Source organism: Sphaerisporangium cinnabarinum (assembly GCF_055567015.1).
In genome coordinates, this window is sequence record NZ_JBVHRG010000001.1 from 96,944 (window position 1) to 122,877 (window position 25,934).

General features: G+C 75.3%; 26 protein-coding genes. 11 read left to right on the forward strand and 15 right to left on the reverse strand.

Going from position 1 to position 25,934, the window contains the following annotated elements; translation table 11 throughout:
- Positions 1–43: 43 nt before the first annotated feature.
- Positions 44–1,057, reverse strand: coding sequence for a 5'-3' exonuclease H3TH domain-containing protein (locus ACZ4MO_RS00445; protein ID WP_175008843.1), 1,014 nt, complete (start codon positions 1,055–1,057; stop codon positions 44–46).
- A gap of 118 nt (positions 1,058–1,175) precedes the next feature.
- Here ACZ4MO_RS00445 and ACZ4MO_RS00450 point away from each other — a divergent pair, with 118 nt between their 5' ends.
- Positions 1,176–1,469, forward strand: coding sequence for a hypothetical protein (locus ACZ4MO_RS00450; RefSeq protein WP_175008842.1), 294 nt, complete (start codon positions 1,176–1,178; stop codon positions 1,467–1,469).
- A 97-nt stretch (positions 1,470–1,566) separates the two neighbouring features.
- On the opposite strand, the gene ACZ4MO_RS00455 is transcribed toward ACZ4MO_RS00450, so the two are convergent.
- Positions 1,567–1,932, reverse strand: coding sequence for an ArsR/SmtB family transcription factor (locus ACZ4MO_RS00455; RefSeq protein ID WP_499278572.1), 366 nt, complete (start codon positions 1,930–1,932; stop codon positions 1,567–1,569).
- A gap of 83 nt (positions 1,933–2,015) precedes the next feature.
- On the opposite strand from ACZ4MO_RS00455, the gene ACZ4MO_RS00460 reads away from it, so the two are divergent.
- The gene (locus ACZ4MO_RS00460) at positions 2,016–3,434 is read left to right on the forward strand and encodes an FAD-dependent oxidoreductase (RefSeq protein WP_175008894.1); all 1,419 of its coding nucleotides are present in this window, start codon (positions 2,016–2,018) and stop codon (positions 3,432–3,434) included.
- Between the two features lie 50 nt (positions 3,435–3,484).
- Here the strand turns inward: ACZ4MO_RS00460 and ACZ4MO_RS00465 are convergent, their stop codons facing one another.
- Genes ACZ4MO_RS00465 through arsB form a run of 3 tightly spaced genes read right to left on the reverse strand, consistent with a single transcriptional unit; the run spans position 3,485 to position 6,055 of the window.
- Positions 3,485–3,919 (reverse strand): arsenate reductase ArsC, encoded by a 435-nt coding sequence (locus ACZ4MO_RS00465; protein WP_043656420.1) that lies wholly within the window; start codon positions 3,917–3,919, stop codon positions 3,485–3,487.
- 16 nt (positions 3,920–3,935) lie between these two features.
- On the reverse strand, positions 3,936–4,952 hold the full coding sequence (locus tag ACZ4MO_RS00470; RefSeq protein WP_175008841.1) for a metalloregulator ArsR/SmtB family transcription factor: 1,017 nt from the start codon (positions 4,950–4,952) through the stop codon (positions 3,936–3,938).
- A complete protein-coding gene (gene arsB, locus ACZ4MO_RS00475) occupies positions 4,949–6,055 on the reverse strand; it encodes an ACR3 family arsenite efflux transporter (protein WP_175008840.1) in 1,107 nt (368 codons plus the stop codon). Before arsB ends, ACZ4MO_RS00470 begins: the two co-directional genes overlap by 4 nt.
- A gap of 165 nt (positions 6,056–6,220) precedes the next feature.
- On the opposite strand from arsB, the gene ACZ4MO_RS00480 reads away from it, so the two are divergent.
- Both ACZ4MO_RS00480 and ACZ4MO_RS00485 read left to right on the forward strand, forming a co-directional pair.
- Positions 6,221–6,664 carry an acetyltransferase gene (locus ACZ4MO_RS00480; RefSeq protein ID WP_232322651.1) on the forward strand — a complete coding sequence of 148 codons (444 nt, stop codon included), beginning with the start codon at positions 6,221–6,223 and terminating at the stop codon, positions 6,662–6,664.
- Between the two features lie 88 nt (positions 6,665–6,752).
- On the forward strand, positions 6,753–7,130 hold the full coding sequence (locus ACZ4MO_RS00485; RefSeq protein WP_175008839.1) for a VOC family protein: 378 nt from the start codon (positions 6,753–6,755) through the stop codon (positions 7,128–7,130).
- Positions 7,131–7,138: 8 nt separating this feature from the next.
- Here the strand turns inward: ACZ4MO_RS00485 and ACZ4MO_RS00490 are convergent, their stop codons facing one another.
- From ACZ4MO_RS00490 to ACZ4MO_RS00500, 3 genes are all read right to left on the reverse strand, one after another.
- Entirely contained in the window at positions 7,139–7,807 is a 669-nt protein-coding gene (locus ACZ4MO_RS00490) for a response regulator (RefSeq protein WP_175008838.1), read from the reverse strand.
- Positions 7,804–9,810 carry a histidine kinase gene (locus tag ACZ4MO_RS00495; RefSeq protein ID WP_175008837.1) on the reverse strand — a complete coding sequence of 669 codons (2,007 nt, stop codon included), beginning with the start codon at positions 9,808–9,810 and terminating at the stop codon, positions 7,804–7,806. The genes ACZ4MO_RS00490 and ACZ4MO_RS00495 overlap by 4 nt, the downstream gene beginning before the upstream one ends.
- A gap of 170 nt (positions 9,811–9,980) precedes the next feature.
- Complete coding sequence (locus tag ACZ4MO_RS00500; RefSeq protein WP_175008836.1) at positions 9,981–10,676, reverse strand: hypothetical protein; 696 nt, start codon at positions 10,674–10,676, stop codon at positions 9,981–9,983.
- A 196-nt stretch (positions 10,677–10,872) separates the two neighbouring features.
- On the opposite strand from ACZ4MO_RS00500, the gene ACZ4MO_RS00505 reads away from it, so the two are divergent.
- Positions 10,873–11,292: a phage holin family protein gene (locus ACZ4MO_RS00505; RefSeq protein WP_114553030.1), complete on the forward strand. Its 420-nt coding sequence runs from the start codon at positions 10,873–10,875 to the stop codon at positions 11,290–11,292.
- A gap of 15 nt (positions 11,293–11,307) precedes the next feature.
- Here the strand turns inward: ACZ4MO_RS00505 and ACZ4MO_RS00510 are convergent, their stop codons facing one another.
- Positions 11,308–12,639, reverse strand: coding sequence for an ion channel protein (locus ACZ4MO_RS00510; RefSeq protein WP_222592384.1), 1,332 nt, complete (start codon positions 12,637–12,639; stop codon positions 11,308–11,310).
- 178 nt (positions 12,640–12,817) lie between these two features.
- On the opposite strand from ACZ4MO_RS00510, the gene ACZ4MO_RS00515 reads away from it, so the two are divergent.
- Positions 12,818–13,315: a DUF1269 domain-containing protein gene (locus ACZ4MO_RS00515; protein ID WP_043656289.1), complete on the forward strand. Its 498-nt coding sequence runs from the start codon at positions 12,818–12,820 to the stop codon at positions 13,313–13,315.
- Positions 13,316–13,370: 55 nt separating this feature from the next.
- Here ACZ4MO_RS00515 and ACZ4MO_RS00520 read toward each other — a convergent pair whose 3' ends face one another.
- On the reverse strand, positions 13,371–14,660 hold the full coding sequence (locus tag ACZ4MO_RS00520) for an AI-2E family transporter (RefSeq protein ID WP_255437180.1): 1,290 nt from the start codon (positions 14,658–14,660) through the stop codon (positions 13,371–13,373).
- A gap of 136 nt (positions 14,661–14,796) precedes the next feature.
- On the opposite strand from ACZ4MO_RS00520, the gene ACZ4MO_RS00525 reads away from it, so the two are divergent.
- Both ACZ4MO_RS00525 and ACZ4MO_RS00530 read left to right on the forward strand, forming a co-directional pair.
- On the forward strand, positions 14,797–15,204 hold the full coding sequence (locus tag ACZ4MO_RS00525) for a DUF7144 family membrane protein (RefSeq protein WP_175008834.1): 408 nt from the start codon (positions 14,797–14,799) through the stop codon (positions 15,202–15,204).
- A gap of 51 nt (positions 15,205–15,255) precedes the next feature.
- Positions 15,256–15,738, forward strand: a complete 483-nt coding sequence (locus ACZ4MO_RS00530) for a DUF1269 domain-containing protein (protein WP_175008833.1) — start codon at positions 15,256–15,258, stop codon at positions 15,736–15,738.
- Positions 15,739–15,749: 11 nt separating this feature from the next.
- Here ACZ4MO_RS00530 and ACZ4MO_RS00535 read toward each other — a convergent pair whose 3' ends face one another.
- The 5 genes from ACZ4MO_RS00535 to ACZ4MO_RS00555 all read right to left on the reverse strand — a co-directional run bounded on the left by ACZ4MO_RS00535 (position 15,750) and on the right by ACZ4MO_RS00555 (position 23,324).
- The gene (locus ACZ4MO_RS00535; protein WP_175008832.1) at positions 15,750–16,871 is read right to left on the reverse strand and encodes an RNA polymerase subunit sigma-70; all 1,122 of its coding nucleotides are present in this window, start codon (positions 16,869–16,871) and stop codon (positions 15,750–15,752) included.
- A gap of 142 nt (positions 16,872–17,013) precedes the next feature.
- A complete protein-coding gene (locus ACZ4MO_RS00540; protein WP_175008831.1) occupies positions 17,014–19,173 on the reverse strand; it encodes a SpoIIE family protein phosphatase in 2,160 nt (719 codons plus the stop codon).
- 135 nt (positions 19,174–19,308) lie between these two features.
- Complete coding sequence (locus ACZ4MO_RS00545; protein WP_175008830.1) at positions 19,309–20,100, reverse strand: 2,3-bisphosphoglycerate-dependent phosphoglycerate mutase; 792 nt, start codon at positions 20,098–20,100, stop codon at positions 19,309–19,311.
- 3 nt (positions 20,101–20,103) lie between these two features.
- Entirely contained in the window at positions 20,104–23,049 is a 2,946-nt protein-coding gene (locus ACZ4MO_RS00550) for a helix-turn-helix transcriptional regulator (RefSeq protein WP_342779576.1), read from the reverse strand.
- Positions 23,050–23,180: 131 nt separating this feature from the next.
- Positions 23,181–23,324 (reverse strand): hypothetical protein, encoded by a 144-nt coding sequence (locus tag ACZ4MO_RS00555; RefSeq protein WP_157464311.1) that lies wholly within the window; start codon positions 23,322–23,324, stop codon positions 23,181–23,183.
- A gap of 282 nt (positions 23,325–23,606) precedes the next feature.
- Here ACZ4MO_RS00555 and ACZ4MO_RS00560 point away from each other — a divergent pair, with 282 nt between their 5' ends.
- The 3 genes from ACZ4MO_RS00560 (at position 23,607) to ACZ4MO_RS00570 (ending at position 25,802) form a co-directional block, all read left to right on the forward strand.
- Entirely contained in the window at positions 23,607–24,554 is a 948-nt protein-coding gene (locus ACZ4MO_RS00560; protein WP_034656204.1) for a DUF1214 domain-containing protein, read from the forward strand.
- Positions 24,555–24,702: 148 nt separating this feature from the next.
- Complete coding sequence (locus tag ACZ4MO_RS00565) at positions 24,703–25,395, forward strand: hypothetical protein (protein WP_240696626.1); 693 nt, start codon at positions 24,703–24,705, stop codon at positions 25,393–25,395.
- A complete protein-coding gene (locus tag ACZ4MO_RS00570) occupies positions 25,392–25,802 on the forward strand; it encodes a UBP-type zinc finger domain-containing protein (RefSeq protein ID WP_170982060.1) in 411 nt (136 codons plus the stop codon). Before ACZ4MO_RS00565 ends, ACZ4MO_RS00570 begins: the two co-directional genes overlap by 4 nt.
- The last annotated feature ends 132 nt before the right edge of the window (positions 25,803–25,934 follow it).

Sequence of the window (25,934 nt, forward strand, 5' to 3'; positions counted from 1 at the left end):
GCGTCCCGGCGCGGCGTCGTCAGGCGTCAGCAGCCGTCGGGCGTCAGCCGCCCAGGGCGTCCACGAGCCGCCGGACGGACGTCCCGAGTCCCCACCGCTCGGTGAGCTCGGCGAGCGCGTCGGGGTCCGCGGGGGTGCGGGGCAGGGCATCGCTGATCTCGCCCACCGGAGCGTCGGGGGCGACGCGCACGACGAGCGGGGCCACCCTCAGGTAGGACGCCGCCTCCTCGAGCCGACGGCGCTGGGTCGCGGTCAGCCCGGGGTCGCCGGCCTCGCGCGCGGCGAGCACGCCCGCGAGGTCGCCGTACTTCTCGAGGAGGGCGACCGCCGTCTTCTCGCCGATGCCGGGGACGCCCGGCAGGCCGTCGCTCGGGTCGCCGCGCAGCACCGCCATGTCCGCGTAGGCCGCACCCGTCGCGACGCCGTACCGCTCGCGAAGGCGCGCCTGGTCGACGACGTCGAGGTTCTTCACGCCCTTCGTCGGGTAGAGCACGCGCACGCCCGCGGCGTCGTCCACGAGCTGGAACAGGTCGCGGTCGCCCGTGACGACCTCGACCGCCGCCCGCCCCGACGGGTCCGGCGCGGCGCCCGCCGCTGCTCGGCGTGCGACCTCGCGCGCGGTGAGCGTGCCGATGACGTCGTCCGCCTCGTAGCCCGCCGCCCCGACGCGCGCGATCCCCAGCGCCGCGAGCACGTCGACGATCACCGGCACCTGGGCGACGAGCTTCTCGGGGACCTCCTCCACGCCCGTCGTGCCCGGGACGAGCTCCGCGACACGGTGCGCCTTGTAGGACGGGATGGCCTCGACCCGGAAGGCCGGCCGCCAGTCCTCGTCCCAGCACGCGACGAGGCGCGTCGGACGACGGTCGGTGACGAGCGTCGCGATCATGTCGAGAAGGCCGCGCACCGCGTTGACGGGCGTGCCGTCCGGCGCCTTGACCGAGTCCGGCACCCCGAAGAACGCCCGGAAGTACAGGCTCGCGGTGTCGAGGAGCAGGAGCTCCCCGCCCGGCGCGGTGCTGGTCGAGGGGGCGTCGTCGTCCGTGCTCGGGCTCATGGCCTCATCCTGCCGCACCCCACCGACGCGCCGCCCGTGGGCGCGGCGCAGCACATCGCCGACCCTGCTGTCGCCGTCCCTCCCCGCGCGCGGTTCACTGGTGCCGGAGGTGAGCGTCATGTCCACGACGACACGACGGGGTGCCGGTGCGGTCCTGGCTCTCGGGGTGCTCCTGCTCCTGGGAGCCTGCGCGGCCGGGCCGAACCTGGAGGCGAACCCCGGCGGCTACGGCTTCTGGTGGGGTCTGTGGCAGGGGACGATCCTGCCGGTCACGTTCATCGTGTCCCTCTTCACGGACACGGTGAGCATCTACGAGGTCGACAACAACGGGAACTGGTACGACGTCGGGTTCGTCCTGGGCATCGCGCTCTTCTCGGGGCCCGTCGTCGCGCTGCGCGGGCGACGGTCCTGACGGGTGGCGGTCAGCCCTCGACCGGCTGCGGGCCGACGTCCTCACGCCGCCAGCGCCCGGTCCGCAGGACGACGGGAGTGCGCGGCGAGAGCGGCGCTCAGCTCCCCGCGGTCTCCGTGAGCGACCGTGCGACGCGGGCGAGGGCGCCCGGGACGAGCGAGTAGTACGCCCAGCGGCCGCGCTGCTCGCGGGTCAGCAGACCGGCGTCGACCAGGATCTTGAGGTGGTGGCTGACGGTCGGCTGGGAGAGGCCGACCGGCTCGGTGAGGTCGCACACGCATGCCTCGTGGCCCTCCTGGGCGGCGACGATCGCGAGGAGCTGGACTCGCGTCGCGTCCGCCAGGGCCTTGAAGGTGCGCGCGAGCTCGCGCGCGGCGTCGGGGTCTGCCGCCCGGGTGACGGACGGCCCGCAGCAGTCCGGTGCGCCGCGCGGGAGCGCCGGGGGCAGCGTGGCCGTCGTCATGTGCCCATCCTGCCACACATTGACACCCATCGATGGGTGGTCCACGATGCTCGCATCGATAATCATCAATGCGAGGGGTGGTCATGGTCGAGGTGGTGCGGGACGAGCTCCCGGTCGTGGTGATCGGTGCGGGTCCGGTGGGTCTGGCCGCGGCGGCCCACCTGCTGGAGCGCGGGCTGGAGACGGTCGTGCTCGAGGCGGGCGACGGGCCGGGTGCGGCCGTGGCGTCGTGGGGCCACGTGCGGTTGTTCTCGCCGTGGCGCTACGACGTCGACGCCGCCGCACGGCGCCTGCTGGAGGCGACGGGGTGGGCGGAGCCGGATCCGGACGCGCTCCCCACCGGCGGGGAGCTCGTGGGGCGCTACCTGGTTCCGCTGGCCGCGACGCCGCAGATCGCGCCGCGCCTGCGTACCGGCACGCGAGCGGTGTCGGTCGCCCGCGACGGTGCGGACAAGACGCGCTCCCTCGGGCGGGAGCGGCGCGGGTACCGGGTGCGGACGGTGGACGGTGGCGGCACGTTGACCGACGTGCTGGCCCGCGCGGTGATCGACGCGTCGGGGACGTTCTCGAGGTCGAACCCGCTGGGGGTCTCGGGTCTTCCGGCCGTGGGCGAGGAGGAGTCGGCTGCGTTCGTCACCGGACCTCTCCCGGACGTGCTCGGCGCCCGGCGCGACCGGTTCGCAGGCCGGGACACCCTCGTCGTCGGGATGGGCCACTCCGCGGCGAACACGCTCCTGAACCTCGTCGAGCTCTCCGAGTCCGAGCCGGGCACCACGATCACGTGGGCGATCCGCGGCGGGTCCGCGCGGCGCCTGTTCGGTGGTGGCGCCGACGACGAGCTTCCCGCGCGAGGCCTGCTCGGCACGCGCCTGCGGGCCGCCGTGGAGGCTGGGCGCCTGACGCTGCTCACGCGCGTCTCGATCGAACGGCTCGTCCCCGGTGCCGGAACCGTCCAGGTGCTGGGGACAGCGCGCGACGGGGCGCTGAGCCTCGAGGTGCACCAGATCGTCGACGCGACCGGCTTCCGGCCGGACCTGGACATGCTGCGCGAGGTGCGCCTCGATCTGGACCCGGTCGTGGAGGCACCTGCGGCGCTCGCTCCGCTCGTCGACCCGAACCAGCACTCCTGCGGCACCGTGCCGCCGCACGGCGAGCAGGTGCTGTCCCACCCGGACGACGGGTTCTACCTCGCGGGCATGAAGTCCTACGGACGCGCTCCGACGTTCCTGCTCGCCACCGGCTACGAGCAGGTGCGCTCGATCGCGGCGGCGCTGGCAGGGGACCGGGCTGCGGCCGACGCGGTCGAGCTGGACCTCCCTGCGACCGGGGTCTGCTCGACCGACCTCGCCCTGGAGGCGGACGGCGCGGGCACGAGCGGGTCGTGCTGCGGCACCGCGCCGGCGGCGCCGCAGCCGGTCGTCCTCGGGGTCGGGGCACCGGCCGGGGTCGGGTCCGCGACCGGCGTCGTGCACGGCCGCTCGGGCGACGCAGACCACCCGTGAGCGACAGGCCTCGCGTCGCTCCTGTGCGGGACCGGCGCTCGGCCGACCCCTCAGCTCTGCGAGAGGCGGACCGGGGCGACACCGAGCTCGTCGAGCAGGGTCAGCACGCGCCTGCGGATCTCGTCGCGGATCGGGCGCACGGACTCGATGTTCTGCCCGGCGGGGTCGGCCAGGGCCCAGTCCTCGTAGCGCTTGCCGGGGAAGATCGGGCACGCGTCGCCGCAGCCCATGGTGATCACGACGTCGGACGCCTGGACCGCGTCCGTCGTGAGGACCTTGGGCTGCTCGGCGCGGAGGTCGATGCCCTCCTCGAGCATGGCCTCGACGGCGACGGGGTTGACCTGGTCGGCCGGGGCGGACCCGGCAGAGCGGACCTCCACGGCGCCGCCGGACAGGGCGCGCAGGTACCCGGCGGCCATCTGGGAGCGGCCGGCGTTGTGGACGCAGACGAACAGGGCGGACGGCTTCGAAGCGGTGTCGGTCATGGTGGTCTCCGGTGGCTCAGGGTGCGGGCAGGTCGAGGTCGGGCAGGAGCTCGGCGAGCAGTGCGCGCACGCGGGTGTCGAGCTCGTCGCGGATCGCGGTGACCCCGGCCGGGGAGGCCAGGGCCGGGTCGCCCACGAGCCAGTCCTCGTACCGGGTGTTGGGCAGGACCGGGCACACGTCGCCGCAGCCCATCGTGATCACGACGTCGGCTGCGCGGACCGCGTCGTCGGTCAACGGCTTGGGGTAGGCCTCGCCCTCGGTGGTGCCGAGCGCGGCGAGCTCGGGTCGCACGGCGGGGTGCACGTCCGATGCCGGCGCCGAGCCGGCCGAGCGCACGACGACCCGGTCGCCGGCGTAGCGGCGGACCAGGGCGGCGGCGAGCTGGGAGCGTCCGGCGTTGGCGACGCAGACGAACAGCACCTGCGGGCGTGCGCCGGCCTCGCGGGTGAGGTCGGCCAGGCGCTGGCGGGCGAACCGGTCGGTCAGGGTGAGCAGGTGCGCGGACACCGTGGCCGAGCGGGCCAGCGCCGTGTAGGACTCGCGCACGGTGGCCAGCACCACGCCCGCCGCGAGGTCGGGGTGGCGGGCGGTGAGGTCGGTCGCGAGGTGGTCGAGGGCGGCATCGACGTCCTGCAGGCCCGTGAGCTCGTGCGGGGCGACGAGCGCCTCGAGCGCGGCCGGGGCGAACGACTCCAGCAGGGTGGACACCGCGGCCTTGTACCCGGGCGTGATGCGGTACCAGACCCAGGTGCCGCGCCGCTCCGAGGCCAGCACGCCGACGTCGCGCAGCACCTTCAGGTGGTGCGACACGGTCGGCTGGGACACGTCCGTCAGGGCGGCGAGGTCGCACACGCACGCCTCCCCGGTCGGCGAGGTCGCCACGAACGACAGCATCCGCAGCCGCAGCGGCTCGGCGAGGGCCTTGAGCGCGACCGCGACCGCGCCCGCGACCTCGGCCCCGATCGCGTGCGCGTCGACCTGCGGCGTGCAGTCGGGGTCACGGACGGTCAAGGGCAGGCTGCGAGCGGTCACGACCGCACCTCTTCCGGCTCGGGTGCCCGATCCGCCGCGGCGGAGGGGTCGACGGCGAACCAGCGGCGCGCGACCCACAGCGAGACGTAGACGAGACCGACCAGGACGGGGACCTCGATGAGCGGGCCGACGACGCCCGCCAGGGCCTGTCCCGAGGTGGCGCCGAAGGTGCCGATCGCGACGGCGATCGCGAGCTCGAAGTTGTTGCCCGCCGCGGTGAACGCCAGCGTCGTGGTGCGCGCGTACCCCAGGCCCAGGGCCTTGCCGGTCACGACCCCGATGCCCCACATGACGGCGAAGTACACCAGGAGCGGCAGCGCGATGCGGGCGACGTCGAGCGGGTGGGAGGTGACGGCCTCGCCCTGCAGGGCGAACAGCAGCACGATCGTGAACAGCAGCCCGTACAACGCCCAGGGTCCGATCACCGGGAGGAACCGGTCCTCGTACCAGGCGCGGCCCTGGGCGCGCTCCCCGACCAGGCGCGAGGCGAACCCGGCGGCCAGCGGGACGCCGAGGAACACGAGCACGTTGAGCGCGATCTGCCCCACCGACACGTCCAGGCCCTGGGTGTCCAGGCCCAGCCACGCGGGCAGCACCGTGAGGTAGAAGTAGCCGAGCAACGAGAAGGCGACGACCTGGAACACGGAGTTGATGGCGACGAGCACCGCCGCCGCCTCCCGGTCCCCGCACGCCAGGTCGTTCCAGATCACGACCATGGCGATGCACCGGGCCAGGCCGACGACGATCAGCCCGGTGCGGTACTCGGGCAGGTCCGGCAGGAAGGCCCACGCCAGGGCGAACATCAGCGCCGGCCCGACCAGCCAGTTCAGGACCAGCGAGGACGCCAGGAGCCGCTTGTCGCCGGTGACCGCACCCACCCGCTCGTAGCGGACCTTGGCCAGCACCGGGTACATCATCACCAGCAGGCCGACGGCGATCGGGAGGGAGATCCCGCCGACCTCCAGCGCGGCGAGCGCGTCGGACACGGCGGGGACGAACCTGCCGAGGGCCAGGCCGACGAGCATCGCCAGCCCGATCCACAGCGGCAGCCACCGGTCGAGCGCCGACAGCCGCGCCCGCGGTGCCGTGCCGGGGGTGCTCACGGGAGTGCCGGACCGTCGGGGGCAGCGATCCGGAGGCACCGTGGTTGCATCGACATGCTTCTATATTGACAGGTCTCGATGCAGGTGCCAAGCGTCCCTCCTGCGCAGGAGCGGCTCGCTCAGCTCTCGGAGCACCCTGCGCCGTGGCACTGGCATGCTCGTGCCGTGACCGACCACGTCCTCCGCCCCGCCCGCCCCGACGACACGGACGCGCTGGTCGGCGTCTGGCGGCGCGCCGTCGAGGCGACCCACGACTTCCTCGGACCCGACGACGTGCGCGAGCTCGAGACCGCGGTGCGGGACGAGTACCTGGGCGCCGTCGACCTGACGGTCGCGGAGGTCGACGGCCGGGTGGTCGGGTTCGTCGGGACCGTCGGGCACCGGGTCGAGATGCTGTTCGTGGACCCCGCGCTGCACGGGCGAGGGACCGGCCGCGCGCTGCTCGACGCGGTCGGGCGCGGCCTCCCGGTCGTCGAGCTCGACGTCAACGAGCAGAACCCGGGCGCGCTGGCCTTCTACCGGGCGCTCGGGTTCGAGGTCACCGGGAGGTCCGAGACGGACGACCAGGGGCGCCCGTTCCCGCTGCTGCACCTGCGTCGCGAGGCCTGACGCCGTCACGCGACCGATGAGCCCGCGGGCCGCGGGCGGTCGACCCTGGGGAGAGCGGGCACCGGCCCGCGCGACCCCAGGAGGAGACATGCTCGACACGGCGTTCAGCGGGTTCTCGGTCGACGACGTCGACGCGGCGCGGCGGTTCTACGCCGACGACCTCGGCCTCACCGTCAGCGGGGACGACATGCTCTGGCTCGAGATCGGCGGCGGTGCGCGCGTGCTCGTCTACCCGAAGGGCGACGCCCACACCCCGGCGTCGTTCACGGTGCTGAACTTCCCGGTCGCCGACGTGCCGGGCACGGTCGCCGCGCTCCGCGAGCGCGGCGTGCCGTTCGAGCGCTACGCGGGCACGCCCGTCGAGACGGACGACGACTTCGTCTTCCGCGGCGGCGGCCCGCTCATCGCGTGGTTCACCGACCCGGCGGGCAACGTGCTGTCGGTCATCGAGGACGACGAGGCCTGACCTCAGCGTCAGCCGCCGCCCAGCCCCTCCTCGCGTGCCCGCACGATCGCGGCGGCGCGGTCCCGGACGGCGAGCTTGGCGAGGACGTTCGCGACGTGGTTGCGCACGGTCTTGGGGCTGAGCACGAGCCGCCGGGAGATCGACGCGTTGTCGAGCCCGGCGGCGACGAGGTCGAGCACCTCGCGCTCGCGGTCGGTGAGCTGCGGGAACGGCGCGCGCACGGCCGAGCGCCCGCCCACGACGTACGCCATCGCCCGGTCCGCGACGGAGGGGGAGAGGATCATCGCGCCGTCGGCCACCGCACGGACGGCGCGCTCGACCTCCGCCGGGCTCGCGGACTTCACGAGGAACCCGCGCGCCCCGGCGCGCACGGCCGCGACGACGGCGTCCGCGTCCTCGTGCATCGTCACGACCAGCACGCGCGCGGCCGGGTCCGCGCGCACGAGGTCGCGGGTCACGTCCACGCCCGACCCGTCGCCGAGGTCGAGGTCCAGGAGCACGACGTCGGCCCGCGCCCCGGCGCCCTCGGTGCCACCGGCGCCCAGACCGAGCAGCGACCGCGCCTCGGCCGCCGACGCCGCGCTCCCCACGACGCGCACGCCGTCGAACGAGTCGAGCAGCGCGGCCATGCCGAGCCGGAACACGGGGTGGTCGTCGACGACCGCGACCCGGATCACGACGCCGCCCCGCGCGCGAGCGCCCCGACCGGGACCAGCGGGAGGGTGGCGCGGACCCGCGTGCCCGGGCGCTCGCCGTCGGCCCGCAGCGCGGCGACGTCGAGCCGCCCGCCGAGCTCGTCGGCCCGCTCCCGCAGCGACCGGGAGCCGACGCCGGCGACCGCGTCCGGCGCGACGCCCCGCCCGTCGTCCTCGCACGTGACGACCAGCACGCCGTCCCCGAGCCGGACCGTCAGGCGGCACTCCTGCGCCCCGGAGTGGCGGGCGGCGTTGACGACGCTCTCGCTCGCGATGGCGTACGCGGCCGCGGCGACGCGCGGGTCGAGGCCGACGCACGGGTCGCAGCGCACGTCCACGACGAACCCGCCGAGGGCCTGCCGCCCCGCGAGCTCGCCGAGCGCGACCTCCAGACCGTGCTCGTCGAGCGACGGCGGCAGGAGGCTGCGCGACAGCGCGCGCACGTCGTCGACGCGCTGCGCGACCTCGACCCCCAGGGCGTCCAGCACCGCGGCCGCGGCCTCGGGGTCGGTCCGCAGCGTGTTCCGCGCGCCCTGGAGCCCGAGGCGCAGGCCCACGAGCCACGGCCCGACGCCGTCGTGCAGCTCCCGGCGGATCACGCGCCGCTCGGCGAGGCGCGCGCGGGTCGTGGCGTCGCGCGCCTCCTCGAGCTCGTGGGCGCCCCGGGCGAGCGCGAGACCGGCGCCGAGCACGGGCAGGAGCTGCACGAGCGCGTCCCGCGTCCGGGCGTCGAGCCGCTCACCGGCGCGCGCGACGACGTGGACGCGGCCGAGCACCCGGCCGCCGTGCTCCACGGGGAGCGTGACGGCGTCCCCGGACGGGTGGCCGGCGGGGCCTGCCCAGGGCGCCGGGCCCGCGGGGCTGCCGGACGCCGTCGGGCCGGGTGCGGACCGCTCGATCGTCACGCTCTCCAGGCGCAGCGCCTCGCGCACGCCGACGGCGAGGCTCACGACGAGGTCGTCGGCCGTCGACGCGGACGACAGGTGGCGGCCGACGCTCAGCGCCGCCCGGCCCGGGTCGTTCCCCTCCCCGTAGACGAGCGTGCGCACGCGGTGCCGCAGCCACGTGTGCAGGGGCTGCACCGCGAGCGCGACCCCGACCGCCGCGACGACCTGCGCGGCGGGGCCGTCGACGACGGTCGTCGCGAGCACGACCACCACCGCGTAGACGGCGGCGAGGCCGACGGCGAGCATCGCGGCGACGGTCGCGCGCGACAGCACGAGGTCGATGCCCCACAGCCGGTTGCGCAGCACGCACACGAGGATCGCGGCGGGGAACAGCGCCTGGCACGCGAGGTGCGTGAGGGGGAGCGCGAGGAGCACGTCGGAGCTGGCCCAGGTGCCGAGGAGCGGGAGGAACGACAGCGCCATGAGCGCCGTCCCGAGCGCGAGGAGGCCCAGCCCGCGGCGCTCCTCGACCGGCCCCTGGAGCCGGCGCCACGCCGTCGCGCCCGCGGTGACGAGCCCCATGACGACGACGCCGCCGATCGCGGGGCGCGGGTCGTCGGACGGAGCGAGGAGGAAGAACGCGATGGACGCGACGCCGCCCGCGACCCCGCACCACGCGCCCGCGCCGAGCCGCCCGCCGCGCACGAACCACGGCACGAGGACGAAGAGCCCGACCGTCCCCGGCACCCACGCCCACCCGTAGGCGTCCGCGAGCGGTGCGAGCGGGGGCAGGCCGGGGTGGGTCGACGCGTAGCTGCGCCACCCGCCGCCCAGGGCCGCGACCCCGCCGCCGATCGCGGCGAGCGCCACGAGCCACCCGACGACGTGCGGCCGCCGCACGAGGACCACCGCAGCCACCGTGCCGTAGACGAGCGCGACCGTCGCGTCGACGACGACGAACAGGAGGTCGCCCAGCAGCAGCGGGACGCCGGACGTGAGCTGGAGGGCGAGCGCGGACACGCCGAGCACCCAGGCGAGGACGCCGATCGTCCAGCCCGTGCGGGGCATCCCGGCGCGGCCGGGCCCGGGCTCGGCCACGGGCCCACGGTAGGGCCGCGGCACGCGCGGCGAGAAGGGCCCGGGCGGGAGATCACCCGGCCGCGGGCGACGGCGAGATCGGCGGTCCCGTGCCGGATCGGCGGTCCAGACTGCGGATCCCGACCGGCCCCGCCGATCTCGTCGCGCGCCGCCGATCTCGCGCGTCGCGCTCAGCGCCGATCCCCGAGGGCGAAGCCGAGCGCGGTGACGAGGAGCCAGATCGGGCCGACGAAGCCCGCCATGTACTGCAGCGGCGACACGCCCGTGAGGAGCGCGAGCCCGCCGAGCACGAACCCGACGACGCCGAGCCAGCGCGGCGCGGCCGCGTGCCGCAGCGCCGCGACGCCGAGCGCGACCCCCGCGACGCCCGCCCCGACCCACAGCCACGGGATCGTCGCGACCCAGTCGCTGTAGAACGCGCCCGACTCGGGGACGACGAGCGCCGTGTCGCCGAGGCCGAACAGGAACTGCGTGTCGAGGCCCGAGCCGAGCAGCCCGGCGACGGAGACGAGCACGAGCCCCCAGCCCGCGACCGTCGGGAGGATCGACCCGGCCGGGGCCTGCCCGTCGAGCCGGCGCTTGAGCCCGGCGGCGAAGACGAGCACGAGCAGCGCGCACGCGATCGTCGCGGTGTGGAACACGATCTGCGTGCCCGTGCGGCCGGAGAGGTCGGCGACGATCGCCTCCGCGTCGCCGGCGGTCTCCTCCCAGCTGACGCCGAGCGCCATCGAGGACTGGATCGAGACGAGGCCGAGGACGCCGGCGACGACCCCGGTCCAGGCCCACGCGCGGGGCGTCGTGCCGCGGGTGCGGCGGGGCGTGCCGTCGGCGACCGCCGACGGCGTGGTGAGCGAGCTGTCCTGCATGGGACGACCTTCCGTTCGGGGCCGCGTCCCGCGGCCGGGGTCCGTCGCGCGGTGCGACGGCTCCCGCAGCGTCGGCCGGGCGGCGTCCCGGGCCCCAGGGGCAGGTGTCCCGACCTCCCGGGCAGGTCGCACGGGGCGGGGCTCCCGCGCCGCACCAGCGGTTGCGGAACCTCTCGCACGGCGGGACGGTTGCGGCATGATCCGGTTTCTGCTGAGCTTCGCGATCAACGTGGTCCTCGCCGCCGTGGGCCTCCTCGTCGCCGCGAACGTCTTCGACGGCGTCACGGTGCACGCCTCCGGGTTCACGATCGCCGTCCTGGTGTTCGCCGTGGCCCAGGGGGTGCTCGCCCCCTTCGTGTTCAACGTCGCGCGCAAGTACGCGTCGGCGGTGCTCGGCGGCATCGGTCTCGTGTCGACGTTCCTCGCGCTGTGGATCGCGACGCTCGTGGGCGACGGCCTGGAGATCTCCGGGGCCTCCACGTGGATCGGGGTGACGGTCGTCGTCTGGCTGATCAGCGCGCTCGGCGGCTGGCTCCTCGGGTGGCTCGTCCTCACCCGGTGGTGGGACCGCCGCCAGGAGGACAAGCGGATCCGCGAGGCGACGACCCGCGGCTGACGACGCCGGCAGCGGTCACCGCGCCCTGCGGTCGCCGTCCCCGGTCGTCGTCGGGTCGGCCGCCGGGGCGAGCGCGGGGAACTCGGGGGTGCCCGGGGGGACCTCCACACGCAGGGGCCGCATCGAGCGGGCGACGAGCCACAGCGGCAGGACGGCCACGCAGAGCACCGGGAGCAGGTGGACGTCGCCGACCGTCACGGCCGCCATGAAGAGCGCGAGCCAGCCGTCGCGCGCCACGACGAGGACGGCGCCCAGCACGCCGGCGGAGACGGCGATCGCGGGCGGGACGGCGGGCACGAGGGACGACGCCGAGAGGCCCAGCGCGACGCCGATGAACACCGCCGGGAAGATGCGGCCGCCGCGGAACCCGGCGGCCGCCGCGACGACGAGGGCCGCGACCTTGACGACGGCCATGAGCAGGATCGTGGACCAGGCGAACGTGTCGGCCTGCTGCGCGAGCTCCTTCATCTCGTCGAGGCCCTTGAACAGCGTGAGCGGCCCGCCGAGGACCCCGAGGAGCCCGAGGGCGAGCCCGCCGGCGCCGAGCGCCAGCACGGGGCTGCGCAGGCGGTGGAACAGCGCGTGCACGACCGGGAGGGCGACCACCGCGAGCGCCGTCACGAGGGCGGCGGCGGCGCCGATCAGGACGCTGCTCGCGACGTCGCCGAGGGCCGGACCGGGGTAGTCGGGCAGGTCGACGGAGAACGTCGGGGCCCCGACCGCCGTCATGGTGACGGCGCCTGCCCCGGCCGCGGCCAGCGGCGCGAACAGCCGGTCGAAGAGGGGACCGCTCTGCCCGCCGCGCTCCGCGAAGCTCTCCGTGAGGACGAGCGCGGCGGCGACGGGGGTGGCGAACATCGCGCCGATGGTTCCGGCCAGCGCCAGACCGACGGCACCCGCGACGGGCACGCCGAACCGCGGGCGGCAGAGGAACCACGCGGCGAGCGCGACGTTGAGGGCGATGATCGGGTTCTCGGGCCCGAGGCTCACCCCGCCGGCGAGGCCGAGGACGAGGGCGAGCGCGAGACCGGGCAGGGCGCGCAGGGGGAGCGGCTCGGAGACGAGCTCCGTCGTCGCCGGGTCGATGCCGGCGTGCCCCGGGGCCCACCGGACGGTGGCGCCCACGAGCAGCCCGGTGACGGTGAGCACGAGGACGGTCCACCACGTGCGCGTGCTCGCGACCCCCCACGCCTCCGGCAGCCGGTCCCACACGAGGTGCTGGATCCACGTCGCGAGCTCGGAGAGCGCGAGCAGCGTCAGGGCGCTGACGACCCCGACGACGAGGGCCGGCACCACGGACCGCAGGAGGCGACCCGACGTCGTGGCGGCTGCCGGCGCGTCGGACACACGGGAAGAGAACCACGCACCCGACCGCACCGCATCCGGAGCCGCGGCGCCGCGCCCCGTCCCCCCGTGGGGTCCTCGCGCTCGCCGCGCGCGACCCGGGAGGCGGGGATACGTTCGACGCGTCACGGGGCGCGACGGCGCGCCCCCGCCGAACGAACGATCCGGATCGAGGTCTGACGTGGCAACGCTCACCGTGTGGAAGTTCGACACCCCCGAGGGCGCCCAGCGCGCCGAGGACGCGCTCCTCGCCCTCCAGAAGCAGGAGCTCATCCAGGTGCAGGACGCGGCCACCGTGTCCTGGGAGGAGGGCAAGAAGAAGCCGAAGACCCGCCAGGGGAACAACACGACCGCCGTCGGGGCGCTCGGCGGCACGTTCTGGGGTCTGCTGTTCGGGCTCCTGTTCTTCGTCCCGCTCCTCGGCGCGGCGATCGGCGCGGCGTCCGGAGCCATCGCCGGCGCGCTGACGGACGTCGGCATCGACGACGACTTCATCGACTCCGTGCGCAGCAAGGTCACCCCGGGCACGTCCGCGCTGTTCGTCCTCACGTCGGGCGCTGTCGTCGACCGCGTGCACGAGGCGCTGCAGGCCGAGGGGATCCACGGCGAGCTCGTCCAGACGAACCTCTCCGCCGACGAGGAGGCCAAGCTCCGCGCGGCCTTCGACGAGAACGCCTGAGCGCTCCCCGGCCCGCGAGCCCGCGCCGTTCCCCCCCGGGAGCGGAGCGCGGCGCTCAGTCGATGCCCTCGGCGCGCCGCTCGTCGACCGTGCGCTCGGCCTCGAGGTTCGCCTCGCGGTTGCGGCGTCGGCGGCGGGCGGTGCGACCCTCGTCGTCCTCGCCCTTCCCGCCGCCCCTCCCGCTGCTCTTGCCCTTGCCTGGCGTGTGGCCCTCGGAGTCCGGGTCGTGGAGCATGTGCGACTCGATGAGCTCGTGCCGCTGGAGGTAGGTGTTCCCGACGGCCTGGATCGTCGCGGCGATGGGCAGGGCGAGGAACGCGCCCAGCGCGCCGAACACCGCGCCGAACGCGAGCACGACGACGAAGCTCACCGCCGGGTTCATCTCCAGCGCCCGGGCGGAGACCTTGGGGGAGAAGTACAGGTTCTCGAGCTGCTGGTACCCGATGATGAACGCGAGCACGCCCAGGGCCTGCGGCAGCCCCTGCGACGTGAGCGCGACGGCGACGGGCAGGGCGCCGCCGATGTAGGTCCCGATCGTGGGGACGAACTGCGAGACGACGCCCGTGAACACCGCGAGGGGCAGGGCGTACGGCGTCTGGAGGATCAGCAGGAAGACGAACGTGAACACGCTCGACAGCGCGGCGAGCACGATGCGCGAGTTGATGAAGTCCGACACCTTGACCTGGGTGATCTCCCAGAGGCGCAGCACCTCCTCCTGCCGGTTCGGCGTGAGCCAGCGGCACACGGCCGCGCGGAACCGCGGGCCCGCCGCGAGGAGGTAGTAGGTGACGAGGAGGATCGTCAGGCTCGCGAAGACGCCGCCGAGGATCGTCGTCGTCACGATGATGGCGCCGGACGCGACGTCGTCGCCGAAGTCGTTGATGACCTGCTTGAGGAGGTCGTCGGAGTCCGGGATGACGACGTCGAAGCGGTCCGCGACGAATTCCTGGACGCTCGCGTACAGCGCGGGGATCGACTGGACGAGCTGCACGAGCTGCTGGACGAACAGGTTCCCGAACAGGGCGAGCACGACGAGGATCCCGACGAGCGACCCCAGGAGCGCGACGGCGGCGGCCGCGCCCCGCCGCCAGCCGTGCCGCACGAGCCACACGACGATCGGCTCGAGCGCGAGCGCGACGAAGAACGCGATGAGGATGTTGACGCCCAGCGCCTTGAGCTGACCGAGGGCGTACCAGGCGAAGATGCCGACGAACACCGCGACGACGGCCATCGCGAGCGCGCGGGGCACCCAGCGCGGCGGGCGCCGCGAGTCGTGCTGGACCGGGCGCGTGCCGGCGTCCGGGACGCCCGACCACGGGTCGTCGGTGGGGGGCGGCGTCGTCATGGCCACGAACCTAGCGGGGCCGCCGGGCAGCGGCCCCGGGACGCGCCGACCCTCCGGATGCCGAACCGGGCGGCCGGTGCCACGATCGATCCGCACGCTCGTCCGGTCGAGGCTCCACGGTTCTCAGGAGGATGGCATGGCACGCTCGTCACAGGTGACGGCATGGGTCGGCTGGGTCTGGTTCGCCGGCATCGTGCTCGTCACGATCGGCTTCTTCAACGCCATCAGCGGCCTGGTCGCCGTGTTCTCCCCGAACAGCCTCGTCGGTGTCTCCGACGCGGGCATCGTCGTCCTCGACGTGTCGACGTGGGGGTGGATCCACCTCGTCATCGGGTTGCTGCTCGTCCTCACCGGCTTCGCGCTGCTGTCCGGCAAGGGCTGGGCGCGCATGGTCGCGATCGTGCTCGTCGTCATCAACGCGATCGCGCAGTTCACGACCCTGCAGGTCACGCCGTGGTGGTCGCTCATCACGATCGTGCTCGACGTCTTCGTCCTGTGGGCGCTCGTCGTGCACGGCGACGAGGCCGAGCGCGCCGCACGCTGAACGTGCGGTGCGGGGGCCGGCGACCGATCGGCTGAGAGAACGGAGAGAACGATGGCCACCTTCACCGTCTGGAAGTTCGACTCCCCCGAGGGCGCCGACGCGGCGTCCCGGATCCTGCACGACTCGGCGTCCGAGCACGCCGTCAAGATCGTCGACACCGCCGTCGTGTCGTGGCCGGAGGGCGCGGCCAAGCCGACGACGCGCCACGGCCACCAGGACGAGTGGCGCGGCACGGGCTGGGGCGCCTTCTGGGGCCTGCTGCTCGGGTCGCTGTTCTTCGTGCCCGTGCTCGGTGCCGCGGCCGGGGCGGCGATCGGCGCGTCGACGAAGGCGATGGAGGCCGTCGGGATCGACAAGGACCAGCTCGACCGCATCCGCGAGGGCGTGACGCCCGGGACGTCGGCGCTGTTCGTCGTCACCGAGGACGGCGACCTCGACCGCGTCGGCGAGCGGTTCCACGGGGTCCACGGCACGCTCGTCGCGACGAACCTCACCGACGCCGAGCGGAGCACGCTCCTCGAGACGTTCGGCTGACCCGCGACGCGTCAGTCGTCGAGGCGCTCCGGGAGGCCGAACAGCGGAAACCACGAGGCCGTGTCGAGGAACGCGTTGATGGCCGTGACGCGGCCGCCCTCCGTCTCGACGACCTGGAGCGCCCACGGCTCGTGACCGCCGCCGGCCGCGCGGCGGTACTGGCCGAACCCGAACGTGCCGTTCACCGCGACCGGGACCATGCGCGAGCCCTCGCACTCGTGACCCGGACCCGTCATCCACGTGACGATGTCCGCCGGGCCACGCATCCACAGCGGGTACGGCGGCATCGACAGCGTCGCGTCCTCGTGGAGGATCGCGACGAGCGCGTCCATGTCGTAGCGCTCGAACGCGTCGAGGTAGCGCTCGAGCAGGAGCTTCTCCTCGTCGCCGAGACCCGTGTTCGCCGCGACCGGCGCGGCGGACCCCGACTCGTCGTCCAGCCCCGAGCTGTCCCAGTGCGCGCGCGCCGCCAGGGTGGCGCGGGCGCGCTGGAGCGCGCTGTTCACCGACGCCACCGTCGTGTCGAGGAGCTCCGCGACCTCGCTCGCCTGCCAGCGCAGCACCTCGCGCAGCAGCAGCACCGCGCGCTGCCGCGGCGGCAGGAACTGGAGGGCCGCGACGAACGCGAGGCGGATGGTCTCGCGCCCCACCGCGACCTGAGCCGGGTCGCCGTCGTGCGGCAGCACCCGGTCGTCGGGGACGGGCTCGACCCACGTCTCCTCCGGCAGCACCTGGCCCAGGTTCTCCAGCTCCGGGGCCTGCGGTCCGCCCAGGCCCATCGGGCGCTCGCGCCGCTTGCGCGCGCCGAGCGCGTCGAAGCACACGTTCGTCGCGATGCGGTACAGCCACGAGCGCAGGGCCGAGCGGCCCTCGAAGCGGTCGTAGGACCGCCACGCGCGCAGGAACGTCTCCTGCACGGCGTCGTCGGCCTCGAACGAGGACCCGAGCATGCGGTAGCAGTAGCCGGTGAGCTCGCGCCGGTGGCCGTCGAGGACGGCGTCCAGGTGCTCGCGGTCGGGCAGCGGGGCAGGGGCGGTCCCAGCGGAGGTTCCCGCGGTGGTCGTGGGAGCGGTCCCGGCGGCGGTCGCGGTGGCGTCGCCGCGCAGGGTCGCGGGGGTGGCGAGGTCGGTCATGGTGCTGCCTCTCAGGACTCGGTCGTCTCGACGTGCACGAGGGGTCACGGGATCGCGCGCGGTGCCCGGGGGGAGTGGCCCACCTCACACACGCTACCGCCGCCCTCCGACACCGCACAGGGGCACCGGACGACCGTCCGGCTCAGTCGTCGAGGTCCAGCTCGAACCACACGGTCTTGACCGCTCCGCCGTCGGACGGGTCGTCGTGGAGGTCGACGCCCCAGCGCGACGCGCACCGTTCCAGGAACTGCACTCCCCGGCCGCCCGTCTCCTCCGGCCGCGGCGAGCGCAGTCTCGGCAGCGCGGTCGACCCGTCCTCGACGCCGACCCGCACCACCCGGTGCCCGACCTCGAGCACGGCCCGGACCGGAGCCGTGCCGTGCTGCACCGCGTTCGTGAGGATCTCGCTCGTCAGGAGCATCGCGACGCGGCGCACCGCAGGCGACACGTCGCAGCTCTCGAGCACGTCGTCGACCCACCGCCGCGCGGGGCCGATCGCCGCCGACGTGTGCTCGACCGGCCGCGTCAGCACCGACGGGCGCCCGGGCGCCGGTGCCCGCGAGACCGTGTGCCGCACGCGCAGGGCGAGGACCGCGACGTCGTCCCGCTGGTCGGCGACGAGGCGCCGGACGAGCGCGTCCGGGAGGGCCGACGTCGCGGTCCCCGCGTGCTCGCCGAGGACGCCCCGCAGGCCGGCGAGGCGCTCGGCGAACGACGTGCCGCGGCGCTCGACGAGGCCGTCGGTGTAGAGGAGCAGCGTGTCGCCCGGCGCGAGGCGCGTGCGGTGGTCGTACCGCGACGTGCTCGGCAGCACCCCCAGCATGAGGTCGGGCGCGGACTCGAGCGTGTCGACCGTCCCGTCGGCGCGCAGGACGAGCGGTGCGGGGTGCCCGGCGTTCGACCACGTGAGGTCGAACCCCTGCGGGGTGCGGTCGAGCCGCACGACGACGGCCGTCGCGCTGGAGTGCAGCGCGAGCCCCCGGTTCGCGCGGTCGAGCAGCCGCAGCAGCACGGCGGGCGGCTCGTCCTGGCACCAGGCGAACGTCCGCAGCATCGACCGGAGCTGGCCCATCTGCGCCGCGGCACGCATGTCGTGCCCGGTGACGTCGCCGATCATGAGCACGCACGCGTCGTCGTCGAGCACCACCGCGTCGTACCAGTCGCCGCCGACCTGGTCGGTGCGGGTCGCGGACGCGTAGGTCGCGGCGAGCTCCGCGCCGCGCACCGGCGGCAGCTCGGTGAGCATCGCGGCCTGGAGGGTCGCCGCGACGCGGTGGCGCTCCTCGAGCAGCCGGACGCGCTCGACCGCGTGCGCGACGTACGAGGCGATCGTCGTCTCCGTCTTCACGGCGTCGTCGTCGAACTCGCGGACCGTGTCCCATGCGAGGGCCACGACCCCCAGGAGGCGGTCGTCCGCGAGGACGGGCACGAACGAGCGCGCCTCGACCGTGTCGGGCGCGATGAGCGACGCGGCCTCGGGGAACCGCTCGCCGTACTGCACGTGGTCACGGAAGAACAAGGGCTCGCGCGTCCGTGCCGCGGTCGACGCGGCGCGGTCCGCGTCCACGCGCATGCGGCGGAACGACGCCGGGACCCCCGGCTCCAGGTGGTCCAGCGTCGTGAACTCGAGGCGGGTGCCGCCGCCGTCGAGCAGCGCGAGCCCGGCGTAGCGCGCGCCGATGGCCGCCCCCACGGCGGCCAGCCGCTCGGCGACGTCGCGGACGGACGTCGCGGCGGCGAACGACTCGGACAGCTCCAGGAGCAGGCGCGACCGCTTGTTCGCCGCGAGCGCGACACGCTGCATGCGCCTCGCGCGGGCTCGCGCCAGGCGCAGCCGGAGCTCGGACGTGCACGCGGACGCCAGGTCCGCGAGCGTCGCCAGCTCGTCGTCCGACCAGGTGCGGGGGCGCGGGTCGAACGCGCACAGCGACCCGACCGCCCGGCCCTGCGGGTCGAAGATCGGGAAGCCCGCGTAGGCGACCACGCCGATGTCGTCGACGGCCCGCAGCGTGGCCAGGTGCGGGACGGTGCGCGCGTCCTCGACCACGAGCGGGCGCGCCTCGCTCGCCACGAACTGGCAGAACGTGTGGCTGCGCGGGGTCCGGCGCGCCGACTGGTACGGCTCGGGCAGACCGTGCGCGCCGGGCAGCACCGCCTCGTCGTCGAGGACCAGCGTGACGAGCGCCGACGCCACCCCGAGCTGCCGGTGCACGAGCCGCGCGAAGCGGTCGAACGACTCGTCCGACGCCGGCTCGGCGAGCCCCGCCTGGACGAGCTCGTGGATCGCCTGGGCGTCGGTCATGGTCCAGTATCACCGGGACGAGCCTGGTCAAACAGCGCAACCCGCCCCACCCGGCGCGGCGTCGGGGGTGAAATCGGACAGAAGGGAACGTCGTCGGACCGTCCCGACGGGCGGTGGGCGAGCCTCGGTCGCCCGTCAGGTGCCCCCGCGGGCCCGGAGGTCCGTGACCGCGTGCTCGGCGCCCTGCGCGTCGAGATAGGTGCCGCCGCGGACCTCGGGGACGAGCGCGGCGTCGGGCCCGGTCGTGAAGCGGTGGACGAGCGGGTGCCCGGTGGGCACGTCGAGGTCCTGGACCTCCTCGGGCGTGAGGTCGTCGACGAGCACGGACAGGGCGCGCAGCGAGTTGCCGTGCCCGACGACGAGCACCGCCTCGCCGTGCAGGAGCCGCGCGCGGGTGGCGGCCCAGAAGGGGCGCAGGCGCTCGACGACGTCCGCGAGGGACTCGGCGTCCGGCCGCAGGGTGGCGCGCGCGGCGTCGGGCAGGCGCAGGAGCGTGTCGTCGACGAGGGCGCGCGCCGGGTCGTCGTCGGCGAGCGGCGGCGGCCGGTGCAGGTACGACCGGCGGTAGCGCCAGTAGGCGGCCTCGCCGTAGTCGCGGCGGACGACGTCGCGCAGCTTGTCGGTGAACGCGCCGTAGTGACGCTCGACGAGCCGCCACTCGACCGCGAGCGGCGGCGGCCCGGGCAGGGCCTCGGCCACGACGGCGGCCGTCGCGGACGCGCGCACGAGCGGCGACGTCACGACGCGCCGCGGGGCGAGCGCGGGCTCGCGCGCGACGGCGTCCGCGAGGAGGCGCGACGCGCGTCGCGCCTCGGCGACCCCGAGGTCGGAGAGCGGCACGTCGAGCAGCCCCGTGAAGCGGTCGCCCGCGTTGAACGTGCTCTGCCCGTGCCGCACGAGCACGAGCGCCCCGGGCGACGGGTCCACGCGTCAGACCTCGAGCAGCCCGCGCTGGTGCGCGAGCGAGACGGCCTCGGCGCGCCCCGACGCCCCGAGCTTGGCGAGGACGTTCGACACGTGCACGCTCACCGTCTTCCCCGAGATGAACAGGCGCTCGCCGATCTGCCGGTTGGTCAGGCCCTGCGCGACGAGCAGCAGGACCTCCTCCTCGCGCTCGGTGAGGACGGCCGTCGTGGACCGGCGGACGCCGGGCAGGTCGAGGCGACCGCGCCGGCCGAGCGCACGGACCGCCTCGGCGAGCGGCGCCGCGCCCATGGCCTCGGCCTCCTCGAGCGCCTGCGCGGCCTCGATCTCGGCGGCGTTGCGGTCGCCCGCACCGAGCAGGGCCTGCGCCCACCGGAACCGGGACCGCGCCACCTCGTACCGGTAGCCGTAGTCGAAGAGGCGCGTCGTCTCCTCCCACAGCGCGGGGTCGTCCGTGCCGGTGAGGCGCGAGTGCTCCGCCGCGGCGCGCGCGAGCCACGCGCGGCCCTCCGGCCCGAGCCGGCCCCCGCGGGGGCGGCCGCGCTCGGCGGTCGTGCGGGCGGCGTCGAGCAGCTCGGCCCCGCGGGCGACGAGCTCGCGGACCGTGGCGGCCCCGGCGGCGCCCTGGAGGCGGGCGGCGTCCGCGGCGTCGGCGAGGGCGGCGAGCGCGAGGGCGGAGATCCAGATGCGGCCCAGGAAGTAGTCGCTCCACGTGCGGCCCAGGTGGTCGACGAGCTCGACGGCGAGCGCCACCGCCTCGTCGCGGCGTCCGGCCCACGTGAGGGCGTCGATCGAGCACCCGCCCGAGATGAGCGCGATCTGCCCGTCCCGGAACCAGTCGCGGCGCAGCGCGGTGCCCCGCGCGACCGCGTCCGCGTCGCCGCGCGCGACGGCGGCGTAGAGCTGGACGCACGAGAGCTGCGGCGCGGAGCCCTCGGGCATGGTCTCGCCCGCGGTGTCCGTGGGGGTGAGGTCGCCGAGCACGTACCGGACGAGGTCGCGGAACAGGCGCAGCTCGACGCCGTACGCGCTCCACCCGAGGCCGGTCGCCCGCGCGCGGTCGAGACCGTCCTCCGTGACCTGGAGGGCCTCGTCGATGCGGCCCGCGTAGTAGCGGTTCGCGGCGATGTTGTACCAGCAGCGCAGCTCCGTGAGGATGTCGCCCGCCTCGACCGCGCGCTCGCGGGCCTGGGCGAGCAGCACCGCGGCACGGTCGTCGTCCGCGACCTCGAGGATCGCCATCGTGGTGAGCACGTCGGCCTCCACGTCGGGCGCGTCGAGGCGGTGCGCGACGTCGATCGCCTCGGCCGCGACCTCGGCGGCGAGCTCGTCGAGGTCGGCGTTCATGGCGGCGCGCGCCCGCATGGCCAGCGTCCACGCGCGGTCGAGCGACGGCGGCTCGGCCGCCAGGACGGCGAGCGCCGCCTCGGTGTGCGCGAGGGTCTCCTCGACCTCCTCCGTGCCGAGCAGGTACCGGGACAGCACGTGCCGCAGCGACGCCTGCCGCATCGGGTCGTCGGCGGTGCCCTCGACGACGCGGCGCGCCAGCGCGACGGCGCGGTCCGGCTCGCCCGCGCGGCTCGCGGCCCCGGCGGCGGCGAGCGCGACGGTGACGCGGTCCTCCCCGAGGAGGGTCGCGGCGTCGGGCACGGCCTGCCACAGCGCGAGCACCTGCTCGAGGTGCCGCAGCTCCTCCGCGGGCGCGAGGACGCGCGCCGCCTTGCGCGCCGCGGCGCGCGACGCCGTGAGCGCGGCCGGGAGGTCGTGCGCGGCGAGCGCGTGGTGGGCCCGCAGGGCGGGGGACCCGAGCGTCGGGTCGTCGTCGAGCGCGGCGAGGTACGCGCGGTGCACGCCGACGCGCTCGCCCGGGAGCAGGTCGGACGCGACCGCCTCGGCGAGCAGCGCGTGCCGGAACACGACCGTGTCGCGGGCGCCGTCGCCCTCGACCGCGAGGACGTGGTGCGCGATCGCCTCGCGCAGCGCGGCGTCGAACGGGCGCCCGGACGACCGGTCCGCGGGCTCGCCGTCGTCGGTGTCCCGCGCCAGCGCGGCGCGCAGGAGCGGCTCGCTCACCTGGCGCCCCGAGACCGACGCGACGCGCACGAGGTGCTGGACGGCCGGGTCGAGCCCTTCCAGGCGGGCGCGCAGCACGTCCGCGAGGGACCACGGCAGCTCGTCTCCCAGGCCGGACTCGACGAGCTCCTCGGCGAAGTAGGCGTTCCCCTCGGAGCGCGTGCGCACGGACTCGAACGCCGCGGGCGGCAGCGGGCTGCCGGCGAGCGCCGTGGTGAACTCCCGCAGCTCGCGCTCGGTGAAGGGCGAGAGCTGCACGTGCTCGACGCGCGGGTGGCGCAGCAGCTCCGCGAGCACCGGGCGCAGGGGGTGTCGGCGGTGCAGGTCGTCCGCGCGGTAGCTCGCGACGACGAGGACGTGCTCCGCGCGCAGACGGGCGACCACGAAGCGCAGGACGTCGCGGCTCGACGGGTCCGCCCAGTGCAGGTCCTCGACGACGAGCACGAGCGGCGCCTCGGGCGTCCCGGACGCCGCGATCGCGGCGGCGACGCTCTCGAAGAGCTGGAGGCGCTCGCCCTGGCTCTGCTCGTCGTCGGCCGGGGTACCGGCGTCGAGCAGGCGCGCGAGCGCGGGACGGGCCGCGACCGTCTCGTCGACGGCGGGGTGCTGGGCGCGCAGGGTCGTGAGCGCCTCGGAGAAGGGGAGGTAGGGGAGGCCGACCTCGCCGAGGTCGACGCAGTGGCTCCACACCACCGTCGCGCCCGTCCCGGCCGCGAGCTCCGCCGCGCGGGTGAGCAGGCGCGTCTTGCCCACCCCCGCGTCCGCGCCGACGAGCACGACGCCCGGCTCGCCGCGGCGCGCGCGCTCGACCGCCGCGGCGAGCACGTCGAGCTCGGCCGCGCGGGCCACGAAGGGCGCGCGCGTGGAGGGTCGGGGCACGGTTCCCATCCTCGCAGCGGGCACCGACACGTGACCAGCCGATTGACCGCCCGGCGCCGACCGGGTCACCCCGACGGACACGACGACGCCGCCGGCGAGAGGTACCTCGTCGGCGGCGTCGGGCGGCGCGGTCATCGCGCGGGCTGGTCGTGGCGACGACGACGGCCGCGCCACCAGTGCAGCAGCGCGGGCTCGTCGTGCCGCAGGTCCGCCCGCAGACGCTCCGCGCGGTACTCCAGGTCCGCGTCGAACGTCGGATCGATGTGCGTGCTCATGGTCGTCCCCGTCTCCCAGGCTCCCTGCCTGTCCGACACTCACAGTCGTCCTGAGCACCGGGTCGTCGCATCGGTCGACCGCGCACCGTTCGTCGGGGGGTGCCTTAGGCGCACGAGGATCCGGGTGTCGAGAGGTCTGAGGCGGTCCCCGGCGCCTAAGGCACCGGTCCCGAGGCGGCCGACGCCGGGGGCCCCACGCTGCGCTCGCTCGTCGGGGGGACAGGTGCTTGGGTGGGCGAACCAGCGTGGTCCGCCGGGGCGGACAGACCAGGGAGGACAGCGATGACCGAGCACGTCGACGCCGACAACTTCGTGCGCGCCGAGACCGACAGGATGTTCGCCGCGCTGCAGCGGGACGCGGGCGGGGTCAACCAGTTCTTCCACAACCGGGAGCCTGCGCCCGTGGACCGGCAGACGGTCGTGCGTCTGAACCGGGACACGCTCTACAGCTTCGCCGTCGTGGACCTGTCCGCCGGTGCCGCACTGACTCTGCCCGACGCCGGGGACCGTTACCTGTCAGCGATGGTCGTCGACAACGACCACTTCGTGGCGGACGTCCTGCACGCCCCGGGCGAGCATCGACTCGACGCGACGGGCGTGGGCACGCGCTACGCCGTCGTGGCGGTCCGCACGCTCGTGGACCCCGCCGACCCGGCCGACCTCGAGGCCGTCGCCGCGGTGCAGGACGGCGTCGTGCTGCGTGCCGGCTCGGCGGATCCGTTCGTGTCTCCCGACTACGACGCGGTGAGCATGGACGCGACCCGGGACGCGCTGCTCGCGCTCGCCGCGGGCCTGCGCAGGTTCGACGGCATGTTCGGCACCCGGGAGCAGGTCGACCCGGTGCGGCACCTGGTGGGGACCGCGGCGGGCTGGGGCGGGCTGCCCACGACGGAGGCGTCGTACGTCGGTGTCGACCCGGGCGTGCCGCCCGGCCGGTACGCGCTCACGCTGCGCGACGTCCCGGTCGACGCGTTCTGGTCGGTCTCGGTCTACGACGAGAAGGGCTTCTTCGAGCCGAACCCCGAGGGCGTCTACAGCGTCAACAGCGTCACGGCCGTGCCCGACCCGGACGGCGGGGTCACCGTGCGATTCGCCCCGCGCACCGAGGTGGGAGACGCGCCGAACACGATCCCGGTCCCGGAGCGGTGGAACTTTCTCGTCCGCCTCTACCGCCCTCGCGCGGAAGTCCTCGACGGGACGTGGCGTGTCCCGGAGCTCCACGCGCTCTGACTGCCCTGACGGAGGTCCGGCAGGCGCACGCGGGAGGAGGACGGCCGGACCGAGCGACGAACGTGACCCGCGTCACTCCTCCCGTTGCCAACAGGAGGACCCCGGCGCAGACTGGACGCAGGACCGGACCCGCTGTGGGGGTGACCTCGTGACCGACACCTACGACATGCTGCCGATGCTGGGCCGTGGCAAGCACCGCAACCCGAAGAAGGGTGCGTGCTTCATGGAGCTCGCGTCGTATCTCGCGGGAGAGCGCTGGAGCGACCATCCACGGTGCACGCACCCGCTGCTCGCGATGCTCGCGCGCGCCGTGAACGACCTCACGGTCGACCCGGAGCGCCCGAAGCTCGCGCCGCTCATCCCGTCCGTCATCGGGTTGACGAGCGACGACCCGCACTGGGACGTGCGCATCGCGCTGCGCGCCGCCGTGACGGCGCTGCCGATCGCCCCGGCGGACCGGCAGCAGACCCTCGCGGTGGCGATCATCGGCGCCGAGAAGATGCTCGACGTCCTCGACGACCGCCCCGCGGGCACGCTGAGCGCCGAGTCGGCCGACGCGCTCGCGAGCTGCCCGCGCACCGCTCGGTGGGCGCAGCGGTTCTGCGAGGGCGCGCGCCTGCGGCCCACGCGGTTCGTGCGCGACGCCGCACCGAGCATCATCTCGGCGGCCGTGCAGGGCATCGCCGAGGCGTGCGTGAGCGACCCGGACGAGCGCCTGCGCGCGCTGCTCTCCGCGACGATCGACGACTGCCGCGCCTGGGCTGCGGCAGAGCCCGCACCCGCTCTCGACCCCGAGGCGTGGGCGCCGGTCGTCCGGGCCGCCGGGGCGGGGGCCCGGTGACGACGGACCGCGCCCCGAACGTCAACGGCGAGGGTCTCGACGACCCTGCGCTCGCGGCCGCGCTCGCGACGGCCGTGCGCGTCGAGGTGCCGCCGAGCGGCACCGGGTGCGCCGAGTGCGACGAGGCCGGCGGCTGGTGGGTGCACCTGCGCCGGTGCGCGACGTGCGGGCACGTGGGGTGCTGCGACACGTCGCCCGCGCAGCACGCGACGGCGCACTACGACCAGACCGGCCACCGGGTCATGCGCTCGTTCGAGCCGGGCGAGGAGTGGTACTGGGACTTCGAGACCGAGCAGGTGCTCGAGGGTCCGCACCTCGCCGCGCCGCTGTCCCGCCCGCCCGAGCAGGGGTCGCCGGGCCCCGCCGACCGCGTGCCGCCCGACTGGACGTCGCTCATCCACCGCTGACCCCTTCGCAGCCCTCGGTCTCCGGCCGAGGGTCTTGCGTGCCGGGCGCTCCCGTGCTCCGGCCTCTTCCGCAGGCGCGATGCGACGCACGCGACGCCGCCCGCGACGCTCCAGCGCCGCCCGTCCACACCC